General features: G+C 43.2%; 14 protein-coding genes. 10 read left to right on the top strand and 4 right to left on the bottom strand.

The annotated features are described in order from the left end of the window. Position 1: 1 nt before the first annotated feature. Positions 2–3,238, bottom strand: coding sequence for a SusC/RagA family TonB-linked outer membrane protein (locus B4G94_RS12655; RefSeq protein WP_286859260.1), 3,237 nt, complete (start codon positions 3,236–3,238; stop codon positions 2–4). A gap of 545 nt (positions 3,239–3,783) precedes the next feature. On the opposite strand from B4G94_RS12655, the gene B4G94_RS12660 reads away from it, so the two are divergent. The 10 genes from B4G94_RS12660 to B4G94_RS12705 all read left to right on the top strand — a co-directional run bounded on the left by B4G94_RS12660 (position 3,784) and on the right by B4G94_RS12705 (position 15,437). Beyond that, positions 3,784–4,419: a hydrolase gene (locus B4G94_RS12660; RefSeq protein WP_286859263.1), complete on the top strand. Its 636-nt coding sequence runs from the start codon at positions 3,784–3,786 to the stop codon at positions 4,417–4,419. Positions 4,420–4,456: 37 nt separating this feature from the next. Beyond that, a complete protein-coding gene (locus tag B4G94_RS12665; protein ID WP_286859266.1) occupies positions 4,457–5,851 on the top strand; it encodes an alginate export family protein in 1,395 nt (464 codons plus the stop codon). A 4-nt stretch (positions 5,852–5,855) separates the two neighbouring features. Beyond that, positions 5,856–6,617: a M17 family peptidase N-terminal domain-containing protein gene (locus B4G94_RS12670; RefSeq protein ID WP_286859269.1), complete on the top strand. Its 762-nt coding sequence runs from the start codon at positions 5,856–5,858 to the stop codon at positions 6,615–6,617. Between the two features lie 11 nt (positions 6,618–6,628). Next, complete coding sequence (locus B4G94_RS12675) at positions 6,629–8,512, top strand: amidohydrolase (protein ID WP_286859271.1); 1,884 nt, start codon at positions 6,629–6,631, stop codon at positions 8,510–8,512. Positions 8,513–8,523: 11 nt separating this feature from the next. Next, positions 8,524–8,967 carry a DoxX family protein gene (locus B4G94_RS12680; protein WP_286859274.1) on the top strand — a complete coding sequence of 148 codons (444 nt, stop codon included), beginning with the start codon at positions 8,524–8,526 and terminating at the stop codon, positions 8,965–8,967. 4 nt (positions 8,968–8,971) lie between these two features. Then, entirely contained in the window at positions 8,972–9,445 is a 474-nt protein-coding gene (locus tag B4G94_RS12685) for a Dps family protein (RefSeq protein WP_286859276.1), read from the top strand. Positions 9,446–9,449: 4 nt separating this feature from the next. Beyond that, complete coding sequence (locus B4G94_RS12690) at positions 9,450–10,115, top strand: YoaK family protein (protein WP_108635643.1); 666 nt, start codon at positions 9,450–9,452, stop codon at positions 10,113–10,115. A 77-nt stretch (positions 10,116–10,192) separates the two neighbouring features. Then, positions 10,193–12,415: a tetratricopeptide repeat-containing sensor histidine kinase gene (locus B4G94_RS12695; protein WP_286859277.1), complete on the top strand. Its 2,223-nt coding sequence runs from the start codon at positions 10,193–10,195 to the stop codon at positions 12,413–12,415. 11 nt (positions 12,416–12,426) lie between these two features. Beyond that, a complete protein-coding gene (locus B4G94_RS12700) occupies positions 12,427–13,803 on the top strand; it encodes a sigma-54-dependent transcriptional regulator (protein ID WP_286859278.1) in 1,377 nt (458 codons plus the stop codon). Between the two features lie 38 nt (positions 13,804–13,841). Beyond that, on the top strand, positions 13,842–15,437 hold the full coding sequence (locus tag B4G94_RS12705; RefSeq protein ID WP_286859280.1) for a sigma-54 interaction domain-containing protein: 1,596 nt from the start codon (positions 13,842–13,844) through the stop codon (positions 15,435–15,437). Positions 15,438–15,509: 72 nt separating this feature from the next. On the opposite strand, the gene B4G94_RS12710 is transcribed toward B4G94_RS12705, so the two are convergent. The 3 genes from B4G94_RS12710 to B4G94_RS12720 form a co-directional block, all read right to left on the bottom strand. Beyond that, positions 15,510–16,331 carry an alpha/beta fold hydrolase gene (locus B4G94_RS12710; protein ID WP_286859281.1) on the bottom strand — a complete coding sequence of 274 codons (822 nt, stop codon included), beginning with the start codon at positions 16,329–16,331 and terminating at the stop codon, positions 15,510–15,512. Between the two features lie 232 nt (positions 16,332–16,563). Continuing rightward, positions 16,564–17,073, bottom strand: a complete 510-nt coding sequence (locus B4G94_RS12715) for a DsbA family protein (RefSeq protein ID WP_286859283.1) — start codon at positions 17,071–17,073, stop codon at positions 16,564–16,566. Between the two features lie 6 nt (positions 17,074–17,079). Next, positions 17,080–17,535: a redoxin domain-containing protein gene (locus B4G94_RS12720; protein ID WP_108635637.1), complete on the bottom strand. Its 456-nt coding sequence runs from the start codon at positions 17,533–17,535 to the stop codon at positions 17,080–17,082. Between the last annotated feature and the right edge of the window lie 23 nt (positions 17,536–17,558).

A 17,558-nucleotide genomic window follows, 5' to 3' on the forward strand; every position in this document is an offset into this window, starting at 1 on the left:
ATTAAAAACCAATGGATAAGTTAAAACTCACACTTTTCATGATCGGATAGTTAAATCCATCACGTGTACCTGTTTCTACATTAGGATCTGATTTCCCCACATTACCGACATCCAAGTCTCTGGTATGTTTATAAAAAGGGGACCATGTCAGCAGATTTTCACCAGAAAGGCCAGCACGTAGATTCTGGATTTTCAGTTTAGAGGTTACAGATTTTGGAAAATTATAGCCGATCTGAATATTTTTCATCCGTAGATAACCGATATTTTGCAAGAAACGGGTCTGTGGTGTAACTTTTAGTGACTCATTGTAACCAGCGTAGCGCGGGAAATAAGCATCCGGGTTATCTTCTGTCCAATAATTGTTCAGGTGCCATTCCGGTAGGTTGTTATAAGGTCTATTATATTGTCCCCAAAATAGAGATTCATTATTCGGATACCAATTTTGCTTGCCCACTCCCTGAAAGAAAGTAGAAAAATATACATTTTTCCAGTCTAGGTTAATATTAAAGCTATACATATAACGGGGTTCGGAATTCCCGATAATTGTTCGGTCACCGTGGCTATAAACGGTATTGTTACCATAATCTATAACCCCGTCTCCATTGAGATCTGCAAAACGTATGTCTCCCGGATAAATCGTTCCGTTATTGGATGATTTGATCAACTTTTGTTTCGCCGCACCATCGATCTCCGCCTGATTATGAAACAATCCCTGTGTCACATAGCCCCAAATATCTCCGATTTGCTGACCTTCATAATAGTATCCATCCTTAATGATCCCTTCCTTGTTATCGTAGCGATCTATTTTCGATTTATAATCCGCCAAAGTGGCTTTGACAGACCAGTTAAAGGGACTTCCGCTGAGTTCAAATTGATCGCGGTAGGCCAGGCTGACCTCAAAACCTTTGGTCGTCATATCAGCATAGTTCCCTTTAGGAGATTCAGCACCAAATATTTCAGGCAATGCCATCCCCAATGTATACATATCCAATGTTTTACGCTGATACATATCACCGGTGAAAGTAAGTTTTCCGTTGAGCGATGAAAAATCAAGTCCAACATTTGCCGTACGCGCTGTTTCCCAGGTCAGATTATCGGGAATAACTTTGGGTACGGAGGTATACGTCGATTTTTCTCCATTCAGTAGCCTATCCATGATATCGATCTTATAAAGATCCAAATACGAATATGGATCCACATTACCATTTCCCAAAGAGCCGTAAGAAGCACGTAGCTTTAAGTCTGACAGGACTTTCTTATCCACCTGAAAGAAAGGCTCCTCCGATACACGCCAGCCTACCGAAGCTGAAGGGAAAAATCCCCATTGCTGGTTGATCGGAAACTTTGAAGAACCGTCATAACGTCCATTAAATTCAAATAGATAACGGTCTTTAAAAATATAGTTGCCCCGCATAAACACACCTACATTTCGATATTTATTGTATTTGGCTGTTGCGGTGGTACTTTGCCCCACTGCGAGATTGATATTCTCCACGTTATCATTGAGCAGGCCGTTTTTGGTGATATAACTCGCGTTATAAGCGCGTTGCTCATAGTTATAACCCAACAAACCTTTGAAATAATGATCTCCTATCGTCCTTTCATACTCACCGTAGATATTTCCGAACAAATAGCGCCAGTTTTCGTTGACCTGATAGAGGTTATCGTTCATATTTGTCGTCAGTTTGACGATTTCCCCTTCCTTTGTACTGTAAGGTACTGGCACCCTAACGCGAAGCGAATTAAGATCACGGCTTCTAAAGGTGAGATCTCCCTTTACACGAAACGTATTATTAAAAAACTTAGATTCAAACGAGGTTGTATTCCGCAAATCCTGATTGCCACTTCTGGTTCCATTTTTGCCATAGATAAAATCGCCTACGGTATACGCAGCGGAGAAACTTAGTGAGCCATCTGGGTTAAAAATTGGCGACGAAGGGTGTCCTTCATCCGCGATATTCCGCCATATATTACCGCCTTCACCAGCAGTAGAAGGATCCCAGTATTTGGCATAACTAAAATCAATATTATTAGCAATCCGCAACCAATCTGTCACTTGCAGTCCGGCCTTAGCCCGTGTATTGTAATTTTGATATTTGTCCGTATTATAACGGTACATACCCTTGTAATCATAAGCACGCCCCGAGATATAATAATCTAACTTTTCGGTGTTTCCGCTGATCGAAAGATTATGGTCCTGCACAAAAGTATTGTCCTTTATCAAGGTACCATAATAATCTTCATTACCATAATAAACATAGTTACCATCCTTATCGACAGTGACGTCTTCTGTTATGCCCTGTTCTTTGCGACGTTTAAATTCGTCCAACCACTCTTTAGTAAAAATCTGAGTCTTATTCAGTTTACTAGGTGTTAAGGTATAGTTGTTCCAGGCGTTGTAAGCCTCAAAGAAATGAGAAGCATATTCATAACCATCTGTTACGAACTTTGGTATAGTAACCGGTTTTTGGAAAGATCCACTTCCAGAATAGTTCACCGAAGTCTTTCCCGATTTGGCCCGTTTTGTTGTAATCAATACTACACCAAAAGTACCTCTTGAACCATAAATTGCTGCTGATGATGCATCTTTGAGTACCGACACACTTTCGATATCATTTGGATTGATCGAACCGGGATCGCCCTCGACACCATCTATTAAAATCAGGGCGCTTCCTCCCTGCCCAATCGAGGTTGTCCCCCGAATATTAAAACTGGGAGAACGATTTGGTTTACCATCGGCAGGGATGATATTCAGGTTAGGAACAACACCCTGGAGCATTTGGCTCGCATTGCCAAGGACACGTCCCTCAAACACTTCTGACCCTACCTGATCCACAGCACCTGTCAAATTTGCTTTCTTCTGGGTTCCGTAGCCCACTACGACAACTTCCTCTAACTCGGTATCTTTAGGTTCGATCACAAGTTGTAATTGGGTTGCGTTTACAGTCACCACCTGTTCGCCATACCCTACAAGAGTCAGCTTCAATTTTTGGCCGATCGCAGCCTCAATGCTAAACGCTCCGGATGCATTAGTAGATGTCGTTTTTTGACTCGATAGATTGGTAATGGTGACACCGGCCATAGCTGTGCCGCTTTTGTCTTTTACCACACCATTCACGGTAGACTGAATAGCAATAGCTTGCGTTTTCTCGTTCAATTTGACATAATTACGCTCTACATTCGCCCATGTGGGGTATGAGAGACCCAATGCCATACTGATTAGTAATGTTTTCTGCATTTTTAGTCTGGTTTAGAATTCAGCACCAAAGTTGATGCTTTCACTTGGTTTATAATTTACCTTAATATTAAGAAATATTTAATTAATAACCATACAACCCCTTACTAAACAGGTTTAGCACAACTTTACTTAATAAAAAATTAACTTATAAACAGTTTAAATATCACAATAGCTTTTAATATATATATCGTTAGCGTTTCCCAATAATGAGTCAGCGAAGAGCGATATCCAATATTGAGCTAACCTAGATATTCGCAATTCTTCGCTTTATTAATTTCTCCTTCCCCTTTTCTTAAACTAGTTCAATGAACAGCAAATTTCGGTCGCTTAATTTTGAGTGTACCCGCTGTAAAAAACGGATAACAGTCAAACATTAGGAAATCATTTAAGTAGATATATCCAAAGAAAAGGTCATTTAACGAAATATCGTCAAATTTAAAACAAAGACAAAACACCTAATACGCTATAAAATAGACAACTAAAACAACAGGCAGAAAAATTGAACTTATCAAGAAACATAAAACAACATTTAAAACACATAATTTATGAAACCATCAGCAGAACTATTATCACCAAGCAACCATGCGCTTGTATTAATCGATTTCGAAGGACAAATGGCCTTTGCCACCAAAAGCATTACCATGGAAGAATTGAGAAACAATGTCGCAGTAATCTGTGGCGCTTCCAAAATATTTAATGTCCCAACAATCGTCACTACTGTCGCCGAAGAGAGCTTTTCAGGGCCGGTTTTTCCGGAAATTGAAACCTATTACCCGCAAGCTAGCAGCGGATACATCGATAGGACCAGCATGAACACATGGGAAGATGAAGCGGCGTATCAAGCCATCACAGGCACCGGAAAACAAAAACTTGTTCTTGCAGGACTATGGACAGGTGTCTGTATTGTCGGTCCGGCACTTTCCGCTTTGGCTGAAGATTTTGAAGTTTACGTTATTGCTGACGCCTGTGGCGACGTGAGCCATGAAGCGCATGAACGTGCCATGCAACGTATGATTCATAGGGGTGTCAAACCGATTACTTCGGTTCAGTACCTCTTAGAATTGCAAAGAGACTGGGCACGTCAGGAAACTTATGTTGCCGTAACAGACTTGATGAAAAAACATGGTGGCGGCTATGGCTTAGGTATCCATTACGCCCACAATATGGTCAAACATTCCTAACATCATCCAAATAAGTTACAATTATAATCTAAACGCCGTGTATCCACAACAACCCATAGCCCCTTATTTCCGTCGAGCGACCCTCCTGTTGTTGTTGTTTGGCCTGTTACCAAATCTCTTCGCCCAAAGCTTCAAATTGATGCGCTTTGAGGAAGATTATCGTAGCCTCGCCGACTCAGCACGCCGGGGTTATGAGCGGTTCAAATATATGCCACTTGCCTCTGACGACAAAATTTGGCTATCTCTTGGGGGGGAGGCGCGAGCAGAATACGTGGATTTTAACAATGAAGACTGGGGGCGCTTACAGCTTGGAAACAACAACTTTCTACTGCAGCGCTATAACCTCCATGCAGACCTCCATTTTGGTGAGCGCTTCCGGTTATTCACACAATTGCGGTCAGCCTTGCAATATGGGCGCAAAAACGGCTCCCGACAGATCGACGAGGACCAATTGAATGTCCAGAATTTGTTTATCGATTGGACAATCCTCGAACGAAATAGTCGATCGCTCCTACTGCGCATAGGCAGACAGGAACTTGACTACGGTTCTGGCCGTCTGATCTCCGTTGGTGAAGGCCCCAATGCAAGGCGATATTTTACAGGTGCAAAAATTGCCTATAATTCAGGCAAAGTCAAGCTCGAAACTTTTGCGATGATGGCCGATACCATTAAAGCGGGAGTTTTTGACAACAAACCTTCCAAACAGATCAACCTTTGGGGTGCCTATGGCAAAATCATCATGCCTCGACAAGCAAACATCGACCTTTATTACATTGGGATATACCGTGATCAGTCAATATTTGAAGAAGATGCCGCCAAAGAAACCAGACACAGCATTGGCACCCGTATATGGAAATATGGCGGTGGTTTTATTTACAATCTTGAGGGAGCCTATCAGTTCGGATCCTTTGGCAAAGGCAAAATATCCGCATGGACTGCCTCGGTCGATATCGGCTACCTCTTCGAAGACAGCTATTTAAAACCTTCGATCAATCTGCGCAACGACTATATCTCAGGCGACAAAAAAGCTGGAGATGGCAACCTACAGACTTTCAATCCCATTTATCCCAAGGGAGGATATTTCGGATTTAGTCCGCAGATTGGCCCGGTCAACCTGATCGATATCCATCCCTATGCCACATTGGATCTGCTTGCAAACTTGAAGTTACAGGTTGACCTGGTATTTAATTGGCGCCATTCACTTCAGGACGGCGTTTATAGACCCAGCGGATCATTTAACCTTGCAGGCTCAATGTCCCGAAAACGCTACATTGGCACAGCCTATCTAGCCAACTTTACTTGGGCTGCCAACAAACAACTTTCGCTTGTGTCAGGGATCCAGTATTTTAAACCAGGTGCATTCATTGAAGACATCATTACGACACCTAAAAACGGAATTTTCTTCAATAGCAGGATAGCCTTTAAATTTTAATCATATGAAAATAGCAAAGAGACTTTTTCACAACAAAACACCACAATGGACACTGGTTGCTTTATTTGCTGCTCTGGCAATTGCGCCTGTAAAGAGCAATGCCCAAGCAACCGCTGTTGCCCCCAAAGCTACAGCAATAGGAACAAGCACAATATGGGGCAACGTCGATGGACTTGCCATTGAAGGATTGGTGCAAGGCCCTTCGGCAGCAGTTAGCGAATTGCAAATAGCCTGTATTTTTGAATACACGGAAGGTGATATCTTTATCTCCCCCCCTGCATTGCCCCCAGCGCTAAATGGTCTTGTCCATTTGGATGAGGCATTGCATGGTTCCCTTACCGAAATGCGTAAATCGGGTAAATTCAAGGGACACGCACGCGAAACTATTCTGCTGACTCCAACCCAAAAAGGTGCACTCGCAAGCAAAAAGCTGCTGTTAATCGGCTTGGGCAACCGTCAAGATTTCGATGCCGAACAAATGAAAGATATTGCCCACGTCGCCATGCGTGAAGCGCTTAGGCTAGGGGTCGAGGATTTCAGTTTTGCAAGCGACCTCAAAGATGCCGGCATAGACTCGCCGACAGCCTTAATTGCAGAAAATATCGTACTTGGCAGCATTGATGCTTTTAGAACCCAGAAATGGTTGGGTGCAAAAAACATGGATCAATCGCCGAAATTAAAAAAGATCACTTTATTGGCCGGCCCTACATTCTTCGAAACCGCAGGTGAAGGTATAAAAAAAGCGATTTCATCCTTACACAATTAAACTCAACGACTATGAAAGCAGATCTCATTCTCCATAACGGGAAAATAACCCATTTTGGCAGTGCACAGCAGGAGGTGACCGCCGTGGCGATTCAAGATGGTAAATTTATTGCGGTCGGACCTGACAAGGACGTATTGCAATTTGCCGATTCCAGCACCAAACTTATAGATCTCGGCGGAAAACGCGTAGTCCCTGGGATCAACGACTCCCATATCCACCTGATCCGCGGTGGTCTCAACTATAATCTGGAATTGCGCTGGGATGGGGTTCCCTCTTTAGCCGATGCTCTGCGCATGCTTCGGGAGCAGGTTGACCGAACACCTCATCCGCAATGGGTACGGGTGGTCGGCGGATGGTCCGAGTTTCAATTTGCCGAACGACGTATGCCTACCTTAGCAGAGATCAACGCCATCGCACCCGAAACACCAGTGTTTATACTGCATCTCTACGACCGGGCATTATTGAATGCTGCTGCCCTCCGTGCTGTCGGCTATACCAGAGATACACCAGCGCCTCCCGGTGGCACAATTGAACGTGATAGCCAAGGCAATCCAACAGGCTTACTTATTGCGTCCCCAAATGCCATGATCCTCTATTCGACCTTAGCAAAAGGTCCTACACTTCCTTATGCGGAGCAGCTCAATTCGACTCGTCACTTCATGAAGGAATTAAACCGTTTTGGGATCACCAGTGTCATTGATGCTGGAGGCGGTTTTCAGAATTACCCTGATGACTACAAAGTCATCAGTGACCTACATCGCGAGGATCAGCTTACTGTCCGCATTGCCTATAACCTATTCACACAAAAACCAAAACATGAATATGAGGATTTTCAGCAATGGATTGATACAGTCCCCTTACACCAAGGTGACAACATGTACCGACACAATGGCGCCGGCGAAATGCTAGTCTTTTCGGCAGCAGATTTTGAGGATTTCCTACAACCAAGACCTGACCTCAATGAAAACATGGAAGCCGAACTTGAGAAAGTCGTCCGTCTATTGGTGAGCAACAGGTGGCCTTTTAGATTACATGCCACTTACAACGAAAGCATCAGTCGCTTTTTGGATGTATTTGAGAAAGTCAACCGAGATATTCCATTTGATGGACTAGCCTGGATCTTTGATCATGCCGAAACCATCGATGAACGCAATATCGAACGCACCAAGGCATTAGGTGGTGGCATCGCCATTCAAAGCCGTATGGCTTATCAGGGTGAATATTTTGTCGATCGTTATGGGTACGAGGCAGCCGAACAAACACCGCCAGTCAAGAAAATGCTCGAAATGGGAGTTCCTGTCGGTGGTGGCTCCGATGCAACCCGTGTGAGCAGTTATAACCCATGGGTATCCCTTTATTGGCTCACCGCTGGCAAAACAGTTGGTGGACGTCAACTGTATCACAACAGTGTACTTGATCGTCAGACGGCCTTGCAGCTTTATACCAAAGGAAGTGCCTGGTTTTCACAAGAACAACAGCAAAAGGGTGATATTGCGGTGGACATGCTGGCCGACCTGACCGTGCTCAACAGCGACTATTTCACAATCGACGAGGAAGCCATCAAATCGATTGAATCCGAACTGACGATTGTAGCAGGTAAGATTGTCTACGCTGATGGCGATTTCAGTTCATTTTCACCACCGCCTATCCCCGTTCTACCTGACTGGTCCCCCACAAAAAGTTATGGTGGCTACTATCGTGTCTCAAAAATGCCCCAGCACGATCACCCCAATACTGCTTCCACAAAAAGCAATATTGTGGATACGGTCCATCTTTGTAGCGGCAGCTGCCAGGTGCATGCACACAACCACAATCATGCCCGCATGAGCAATATTGCTATCAACAATTATTCAGCATTCTGGGGGGCCTTAGGCTGTTCATGTTTTGCATTCTAATACGCAAGAAAATGATGGAAATACTTCAAAAACTATTTTATACCGACTTAGGTACTGCGGTCAACAATATCGCTCTACTTATTTTTCGGATACTATTCGCTTGGGAATTACTTACCGTCCATGGCCTCAAGAAGATAAAGCAAAGCCAGGAAGCTCAGGTAGAGCAGATTCCCAATCCCCTGCATCTCCCTGAGAAGCTTAATGCTGCTGTTGCCCAATTTGCCGATACCATCGTACCTTTCTTCATCGCACTCGGACTATGTGGAAGGCTGGCTATACTTCCAACCCTGGGGGTCACCGCTGTTGGCTATTTCGTGGTCCACCGTCATGATTCGCCTCAGGTCAGAGACATTCCATTTATGTATACTTTATGTCTTCTATTCCTGCTACTGACCGGCCCTGGAGCCTACTCTATCGATCATTTTATCTATCAACTATTAATAAATATACGTTAACAACATGGAACCACATATCGGAATAAAGGAAATTCATTTAGCTGATGCTGCCCATTTTCTCGCTAAATTATTAGCGGATGAGTATCTGTTATACACCAAAACCCGAAATGCACACTGGAACATCGAGGGGCCAGACTTTTACAACAAGCATTTGTTTTTTGAAGCCCAGTATAACCAACTGGATGAAATCATAGACAGCCTCGCCGAGCGTATCCGCACATTGGGGCATTATGCACCGGGAACTTTAAAACAATTCCTACAATTGTCTCAACTCACTGAAGAAAGCAGACAGACCAACCAGAGCAGCGGATACATCAGTGACTTGCTTGTTGATCACGAGAGCATTATTATTTCATTGCGCGAAAACATCGATTATCTGGCCACCCAGCTTAAAGACTTTGGAACAAGTGATTTCATCACAGGATTAATGGAAACCCATGAGAAAATGGCATGGATGTTACGCGCACATTTAAAATAAAATTATGGAAAATCAAAACAATGCGCACATCACCACACTGGTTCTTACGCTTGTAGGAGGATATTGTGATACCGTCACTTTTGTGGCCGCTGACAAAATATTTTCGGCTCATGTTACAGGCAACTTCATTGTTTTTGCTTATCAGCTGATCAATGGTGGAGATATCAGTGCTTGGATCAAATTGGCCACTTTTCCCGTTTTTGTCGCCGCTGTCATGGCGGGCGGGTGGCTCACCTCACGTTCGCACAAGAAAAACACCGTTCTGTTCGTCGAAGCCCTGCTACTCGTAATTGTAGGATTATTGGCAATTATGCTTCCAGTCGAAGAGTCCAAAACAGTCATGTATGGACTCGTGATGCTTGTTGTGTTTGCGCTGGGGATGCAAAATGCTTTCGGAAAATTATTTGCAAAAGCTACACATGGACCGACGACCATGATGACCGGCAATGTGACCCAGGCCTCACTGGACCTATGTGTGTTGATTGCCAATAAATTTAAAAACCCTGAGACAAATGTCAGTTTTGGGAAACAGCTGATTACACTATCGGGATTTTTCATTGGATGTTTGGCTGGTGCTTATTTCGGTAAACAACTTGGACTAAGTTCTATTATATTTGCAGGAATAGCAATGCTAATCTGTTATTTTCTTTCCAGAGATAGTGAGCATTAACGGATAGCAAGCTTAAAAACAATAGCGGTGCAAGCGTCGACTTATCGTCCGTTTGCACCCAATTAATATCCACCTTGATGAAAATCAAATTTTTACTAAGCGTATTTATCCTTTGGATAAACAGTGCTTTTTGTCAGGACAATGGCCTAATTGACCGGTATATGGACAGTTTATCCCTTGAGCATGATACCGGACGCAAAGGTCATTTTTTATATGAGGCCGCAAAGTGTTATCTCGAAAAGCCCGGTGAATTGAAAAAAGACCTCGACAGTGCGCAATGGCTCAATAGAAGGTCCCAAAAGCTGCATTTGGCAGCTAATCTCAAAACCGAAGCCGCCATGAATATGCTTTTAGATGCGCGCATTCAGGAAGAGATGGGCAAACCATCCCTTGCTAAAGAACAAAAGGCAGCAAGCCTACGTTTTGCCCATAGCCATCGCCTCAATAAAGCTGCGGCAATAATTTACTTATCCATGGCAGGGGACATCAAGGACGTAGCCTTTAATCAAAAAGAAGCAATCTTTAAAGAGGCTTTGCTACAGGCCACCAAGACTAATGACAAGCTGCTCGAATCTAAAATTCTGATGGAACATTCCAGTTATCTTTCCGGATATGGTGATTACAAAGGAGCAGTAAATACCGCGCACCGCGCTGCCACATTAAAAAAACAGGCCGGGGATCAGAACGTCAGCAGGGAACTGGTATCCGTAGCCGGCAACCTCCGATTACTCCTCCGCCTCAAAGAAGCACTTAAATATGCTCTTCAAGCTCGCCGTATTGTCGAAAACGAAAATACGCCGACAACGCAAGATGATATGGCTGCCGTTTATAATATTGTCGGGCTAATCTATTATGATCTTAAATCCAATAAAGAGGCGCTTGCAAATTATCAAAAAGCATTTGAAATTGCCAAGCAAAAAGGTGACCGCTATGCTATCCATACCATAACCCTCAATCTGGCGACGATATTATCCCGTTTAAATCGTACCGCGGATGCGTTGAACCTGCTTGATAATGTGACAAAAGACTATATTTCGGATCTCTATACGATACGTTATGCCTATTTGTATACCATGCTTTACTGCAAAACTAAGGACACCCAAAAAGCACGCCCCTATTATCAAAAACTGTTAACCTATTACAAGACAGGAAACATTACCGGACAGGAAAAACACATTATGATGATCGGCATTACGAGCTTCCTGTTTGCAAACGGTCAGATCAAGGAAATGTACCCATATTTAGCGGAAATTGAGCGCTCCTTGACAAAAGAGACAAGTTTGCTGCGTGTATCAGAGTTACGTAAACTCCATTACCTGGCCGACTCTGCACGCGGGGATTTCAAATCAGCTTTTAAAAACTTTGCAGCATTCAAAACCATCAGCGACTCGATCAACAGCGTGGACCGTGCAAAAGAACTGACCGCACTACAACTGGACTACGATACCGAAAAGAAGGATCACGATATCGTTTTGCTCAAACAAAAAGGTCAGCTCCAGAAATCACTGCTTGAACGTGAAGCGATTATACGGAATGTCTTCATTGGCAGTCTAATTATCCTTATTATCTTCGTCGGGTTTCTCTATGTTCAGAACACAATTAAAAAAAGAAGCAACCAAAAACTCACGCTTAAGCAGGAAGAAATCAATACCCAAAACGAAAAGTTAAAACAGTTGATTGCTGAAAAAGAATGGCTCCTCAAAGAAATCCACCATCGTGTTAAAAACAATATGCAGATTATTATCAGTTTGCTAAATACACAATCCGCTTACTTAGATAATCAAGATGCGATCAGCGCAATCCAGAATAGCCAAAATCGGATGCATGCGATGTCTTTAATCCATCAAAAACTGTATCAGACCGATAACCTCTCACGCATTGACATGAAGTGGTATATCCGGGAGCTTACCGCTTACCTCAAAGATAGCTTCCAATCTGAAAAAAAGATAAGCTTTGACATGCAATTGGATCAGATCAGCCTCGACGTATCGCAAGCCGTACCGGTTGGACTTATTCTTAATGAAGCGATCAATAATGCCATCAAACATGCTTTTGATCAACGGGAGGGTACGGTTTTTATCAGCTTCAAACGAATCAAGGTAGCGCCCTATGATCTTATGCTCAGTATTGCTGATAACGGTGTGGGCTTGCAGGAAGATATTGACAAGGACGAAAACGATTCTTTTGGCATGAGCCTCATGCGAGGTCTGACCTCTCAGCTCGAAGGTGAGTTTAACCTTGTATCAGACCATGGCGTTTTTATTACCGTCCAATTTTCTCAAAAAGAAGGTGAAATTTAAGACAAAATTTTATGCACAAAGGCAACAAGATATTAATCGTAGAAGACGAATTTATCGTCGCTAACGATCTCAAGATGATTCTCAAAAAACATGGCTATCAAGTTGTTGGTATCGCATCTTCGGTTACGCAAGCTACAGGAATCATCGAAACCCAAAAGCCCGACTGGGTCTTGCTGGACATCATATTAAAAGGAACGGAAACAGGTATCGACCTTGCCATGCGACTTAACAAAGTACAAATTCCATTTCTCTTTATATCAGCAAATACAAACCAGGGAATTTTGGAAGCGGTAAAAGGAACCAGACCTTATGGCTTCTTGACCAAGCCTTTCCGGGAGAAAGATCTTTTCATCATGTTAGATATTGCCAAGGAACGGTTCATGACAGAGAAAAAGGATTGGGAGACGCCTGTAAAAGTGGCAACTGGTAAATCTGCCAAAGAGGAAATTGTAGGTACAAGCTCCGCTTTTAAGGAGGTGTTGTCACAGGTGGAGCTTGTCGCTCCGACTGATACCTCGGTGTTGCTTTCAGGAGAGAGTGGCACAGGCAAAGAGAAGATTGCACAATCCTTACATCAGCTTTCACTACGCAGACAACAACCTTTAGTTGTCGTCAATTGTGCAGCAATCCCCCTATCCTTGATCGAATCCGAACTTTTTGGCCATGAAAAAGGCGCATTTACAGGAGCTCAAAATCGCCGTATCGGCAAATTTGAGCAAGCTGATCGCGGCACAATCTTTCTGGATGAGATTGGTGAACTGCCGCTGGAGGCGCAAACCAAATTGCTCCGCGTACTTCAGGAACAAGAAATCGACCGCGTTGGCGGCGACTTACCGATCAAGATCAATGTGCGCATCATCGCTGCCACCAACCGCAACCTCGAACAGGAAGTTGCTCAAGGGCGGTTCAGACTTGACCTCTACTATAGGCTCAATATTTTTCCGATCGCTATCCCTCCGCTACGTGAAAGGACAGAGGATATCGAATTACTCGCAAATTATTTCTTGGCTAAATATGCTTCTAAACTCAACAAAGACATTGTGGGTTTTACAGCCAATGCTTTTGCACAGCTGCAGGCCTATCCATGGCCGGGCAATATTCGGGAAATGCAACATTTGATCGAAAGAACTGTTTTACTGACAAAAGATCCAATGATCAGCACATTTGCCTTTACAGATCATATGGGAGGTCAAACCAAAATTGGGGGTAAACAACCCCAAAAATTGGGATCACTCGAAGAAATGGAACGCGCCCATATCTTGCGGGTCCTTGAATCCTGCAATGGAAAGATTTCTGGGCCAGGTGGAGCAACAGAGATTTTACAGATCAGCAGCTCCACCCTTTATACCAAAATGAAAAAATACGGCATTACATCGGACTTCTCTTAATAACAAAATTTCATTTTCCTTCTTTATAACCGCTAAACATGACCTCAGAAACAGCTCTACAAGCGCTATACGACCGTTTACGAAAACGGGAAAGCGAGCAGCTTAAGCAATTAGCACTCAGTCAAAAAATGGCAACAATATCTACCCATAAGGCATTTGAGGCGCTTCAACCAGATTTGCAAAATTTTTTGGGTCAAGATAACTTGTACATATTTGTTGCGGACAAAGAGGAAAAAAGCTATAGCCTAATTTTACAGGTAAAAAGACATACGCAGGTTATCAATAACGACTTGTGGAGCTGCAAAGCAGGCTTTTTTCAACATTGCATTGATTCAGCCGAGCCAGTTCAACATGGTCCCAAAGAGATTTTAAAAGCCGAAAGCACCTTCCCTACGATTCTTGTTGAAGCGGTACGTAGCGGCAGTAAGGCAATTATATCCATGGCATTTCGAATGCATGACCAACGCTGGGCAATATTAAGTCTGGAATACAAAAAACGGACAGATAACGATCTACAACTCATTAACCGCATCACCAGCCTTATTCCGCAACTTAACATTACCATAGGCAATATACGGATGAATACCCAGTCAGTACAGCTTACGACATCCAAAATACTCGCCTCGCCAATTGTATCCTCCGCCCCGGTGCGAACCGATTTTACAACGCCAGAGGTTTTAAGAACACAAATAATCGGAAATAGCGAGCAAATAAAGATCATAAAATCACAGCTCGAAACAGTTGCCAGTACAGAGATGACCCTGTTGATTCAAGGAGAAAGTGGAACGGGAAAAGAAGTCGTCGCTCAGTACCTCCATCGCCTATCTACCCGTTCACAGCAGTCTTTGATCAAAATCAACTGTGCTGCGATTGCACCGACATTGATCGAAAGCGAACTTTTTGGTCATGAAAAAGGAAGTTTTAGCGGTGCTATAAAGCGTAAGATCGGTAAGTTCGAACAAGCTAATGGGGGCACCTTATTTCTGGACGAAATTGGTGATCTCCCTCTCGTATTACAAGCTAAGTTGCTTCGGGTATTACAAGAAAAAGAGGTTGAGCGTGTTGGCGGCAATAAAATTATTCCCGTAGATGTGCGCATTATTTGCGCAACGCACAAGGATCTACAAGCCGAAGTACGGGCCGGCAACTTCAGAGCAGATCTCTATTACCGTATAAGCGCATTTCCAGTCACGTTACCTCCTTTACGTGAGCGTAGAGAAGATATCCCCATCTTAGTGCAGCATTTCCTTGAAAAACATGCCGGAAAAGTTCCGCCAAAGCAAATGGGGAAAAAAATGCTCCAACATCTTGGTTTACATCCTTGGCCGGGCAACATTCGTGAACTGGAACATGTTGTAGCACGTGCAATTCTTTTGACAGAGGGTCCGACCATAAAAAACATCATGTTATCAGACAACCCAGTTTTTGTCGGAGCAAACAAAATTCCGGACTTTAGTCCACAGACCCTTGCAGACTTTGAAAAACAATATATCCTTTGGGTGTTGCGACGCTGCAATGGGCTTATTTCAGGCACAAATGGTGCTGCGACCATTCTTGGCATTCCAGCAACCACATTACAGTCCAAAATGAAAAAGCTTGGTATAAGTAAGAAATTTATATCCCTAAAAGAATAAACAAAAAAGGCCGTTCCTAAAAAAGAACAGCCCCACTACTATTTAAAAACTATTTTTGATCCGCGGCACATTTTATTTTGTGATAAAAGCCAGGATATCTTTATTGATTGTTTCTGCTTCAGTTGTCGGCATTCCATGCGGGAATCCAGGATAAGTGATCAGCGTACCATTTTTCACCAATTGTGCTGCTCTTCTACCGGTAATATCCAGCGGTACAATTTGGTCATCCTCACCATGTAAAACCAAGACAGGAACCGCTACTTGCTTAAGTTCTGCCGTAAAATCTGTTTCAGAAAATGCTTTGATACAGTCGTAGTGCGCTTTTATTCCCCCCATCATTCCTTGTCGCCACCAATTATCCATCACCCCCTGCTGCACCTTGGCTCCATCCCTGTTATAGCCATAAAAAGCAAGGGTAAAGTCTTGAAAATATTGTTGTCTGCGTGTCGCTGTATTCAATCGGATTTCATCGAACACGTCCATGGGTACACCGTCAGGATTTGTTTCGCTCTTAGCCATTGTCGGTGTTACGGCACTGATTAATACCGCTTTTGCGACTCGTGAAGTCCCATGATTGGTTATATAGCGGATCACCTCCCCACCACCGGTAGAATGGCCGATATGGATCGCATCTTTTAAATCCAATGCTGCTACCAATTGTGCTACATCAGAAGCATACGTATCCATGTCATTCCCTTGGTCAGTCTGTGTAGAGCGTCCATGACCACGACGGTCATGCGCAATTACGCGATAGCCTTTATCGAGGAAATACATCAGCTGAGCATCCCAGTCGTCGCTTGACAAAGGCCAACCATGATGGAAAACGATGGGCTGCCCTGTACCCCAATCTTTGTAATAAATTTCAGTTCCGTCTTGAACTTTGAATGTTGCCATGATGAATAATTTATATTTTTAATTGTTTAATTTATCAATATACGTAATACAACAACTTAACCACAAGATACAACACGTTGTTTTTAAGATATTTAAAAAATATCCCTCCATTTAAAAACAACGAAATATCGTTAATTGCATATTGGATTGATCGGTTGTCCACGAACCTTCCAACACGCGCAACAGGCCTTATCTTATCCGCCCAATCCTAATTCAGGCAATATTTAAATTATCAATTTTCGTGTAGTATCCGGACAAGATCCTCTGCACCACCATCGAATTTCTCGCCGTTGACAAAAAATGTGGGTGTACCATTTACCCCGCTCATCATACCACTTTCAAAATCACCCTCTACTTTTTCGTCCAAACGTTGGTCTTGCATGGCGCTTTTAAAATTGTCAATATCGAGCCCCAGTTGTTCGGCAAGATCTATAAACAACCTTGTACTCAGGTTTAACTGGTTTTCATAGATTGCATCATGCATCTCCCAAAATTTACCCTGTTGGCCCGCTGCTTCGGCAGCAAGTGCCGCTGGCCGTGCATATTCGTGCATCTCTGACAATGGAAAATTGCGAAATACAAACCTGATTTGACTCCCCAATTCGGCCATCATCTTTTTCAATATGGGATGAGCAGCGCCACAATGTGGACATTGATAATCCCCATATTCGACAATCGTTACCTCTGCATTGCCATTACCCTGGATATGATCCTTATCGTTTACTCTTGGCTTTAATGACATAAATTTCTATTTAAGATTTTCCAATGCTTCTATTATCCCATCTGCTCCTGGATTTACCGCTGTTGGCGATAGGTAGCTCCATTGAATAACACCCTCTTTATCGATCACAAAAAGAGCACGTTTACATTCTCCTTCCTCCTCATCATACACCCCATATTTTTTCGCGACTTCACCTTTTGCCTCAAAATCCGCCAGCAGTGGAAAGTGCAATTTTCTGGATTGTGCAAAAGCAAGATGACACCATTTGCTGTCCACAGATATACCTAATATCTCTGCATCATATTTCTTAAAATATTTAAGCATTTCATTGTACAGCGCCATCTGATCACTACATACCGGGCTCCAGTCAGCAGGATAAAAAGCAAGGATTACATTATGACCTTTAAATTCCGACAATTTAATTGTCTGATCCGGAGTCGCATACAAGGTAAAATCAGGCGCAACATCATTCTTCTGTAGCATATTAAGATATTTAAAATTTAACC

The sequence above is a fragment of the Sphingobacterium sp. UBA7625 genome (assembly GCF_002484085.1).
GTDB classification, from domain to species: domain Bacteria; phylum Bacteroidota; class Bacteroidia; order Sphingobacteriales; family Sphingobacteriaceae; genus Sphingobacterium; species Sphingobacterium athyrii.

What these genes read in the sequence shown, in the direction of transcription:
- B4G94_RS12655 (WP_286859260.1), bottom strand. Translation starts at nt 3,238, where the DNA reads ATGCAGAAAACATTACTAATCAGTATGGCATTGGGTCTCTCATACCCC.
- B4G94_RS12660 (WP_286859263.1), top strand. Translation starts at nt 3,784, where the DNA reads ATGAAACCATCAGCAGAACTATTATCACCAAGCAACCATGCGCTTGTA.
- B4G94_RS12670 (WP_286859269.1), top strand. Translation starts at nt 5,856, where the DNA reads ATGAAAATAGCAAAGAGACTTTTTCACAACAAAACACCACAATGGACA.
- B4G94_RS12675 (WP_286859271.1), top strand. Translation starts at nt 6,629, where the DNA reads ATGAAAGCAGATCTCATTCTCCATAACGGGAAAATAACCCATTTTGGC.
- B4G94_RS12680 (WP_286859274.1), top strand. Translation starts at nt 8,524, where the DNA reads ATGATGGAAATACTTCAAAAACTATTTTATACCGACTTAGGTACTGCG.
- B4G94_RS12685 (WP_286859276.1), top strand. Translation starts at nt 8,972, where the DNA reads ATGGAACCACATATCGGAATAAAGGAAATTCATTTAGCTGATGCTGCC.
- B4G94_RS12690 (WP_108635643.1), top strand. Translation starts at nt 9,450, where the DNA reads ATGGAAAATCAAAACAATGCGCACATCACCACACTGGTTCTTACGCTT.
- B4G94_RS12695 (WP_286859277.1), top strand. Translation starts at nt 10,193, where the DNA reads ATGAAAATCAAATTTTTACTAAGCGTATTTATCCTTTGGATAAACAGT.
- B4G94_RS12700 (WP_286859278.1), top strand. Translation starts at nt 12,427, where the DNA reads ATGCACAAAGGCAACAAGATATTAATCGTAGAAGACGAATTTATCGTC.
- B4G94_RS12705 (WP_286859280.1), top strand. Translation starts at nt 13,842, where the DNA reads ATGACCTCAGAAACAGCTCTACAAGCGCTATACGACCGTTTACGAAAA.
- B4G94_RS12710 (WP_286859281.1), bottom strand. Translation starts at nt 16,331, where the DNA reads ATGGCAACATTCAAAGTTCAAGACGGAACTGAAATTTATTACAAAGAT.
- B4G94_RS12715 (WP_286859283.1), bottom strand. Translation starts at nt 17,073, where the DNA reads ATGTCATTAAAGCCAAGAGTAAACGATAAGGATCATATCCAGGGTAAT.
- B4G94_RS12720 (WP_108635637.1), bottom strand. Translation starts at nt 17,535, where the DNA reads ATGCTACAGAAGAATGATGTTGCGCCTGATTTTACCTTGTATGCGACT.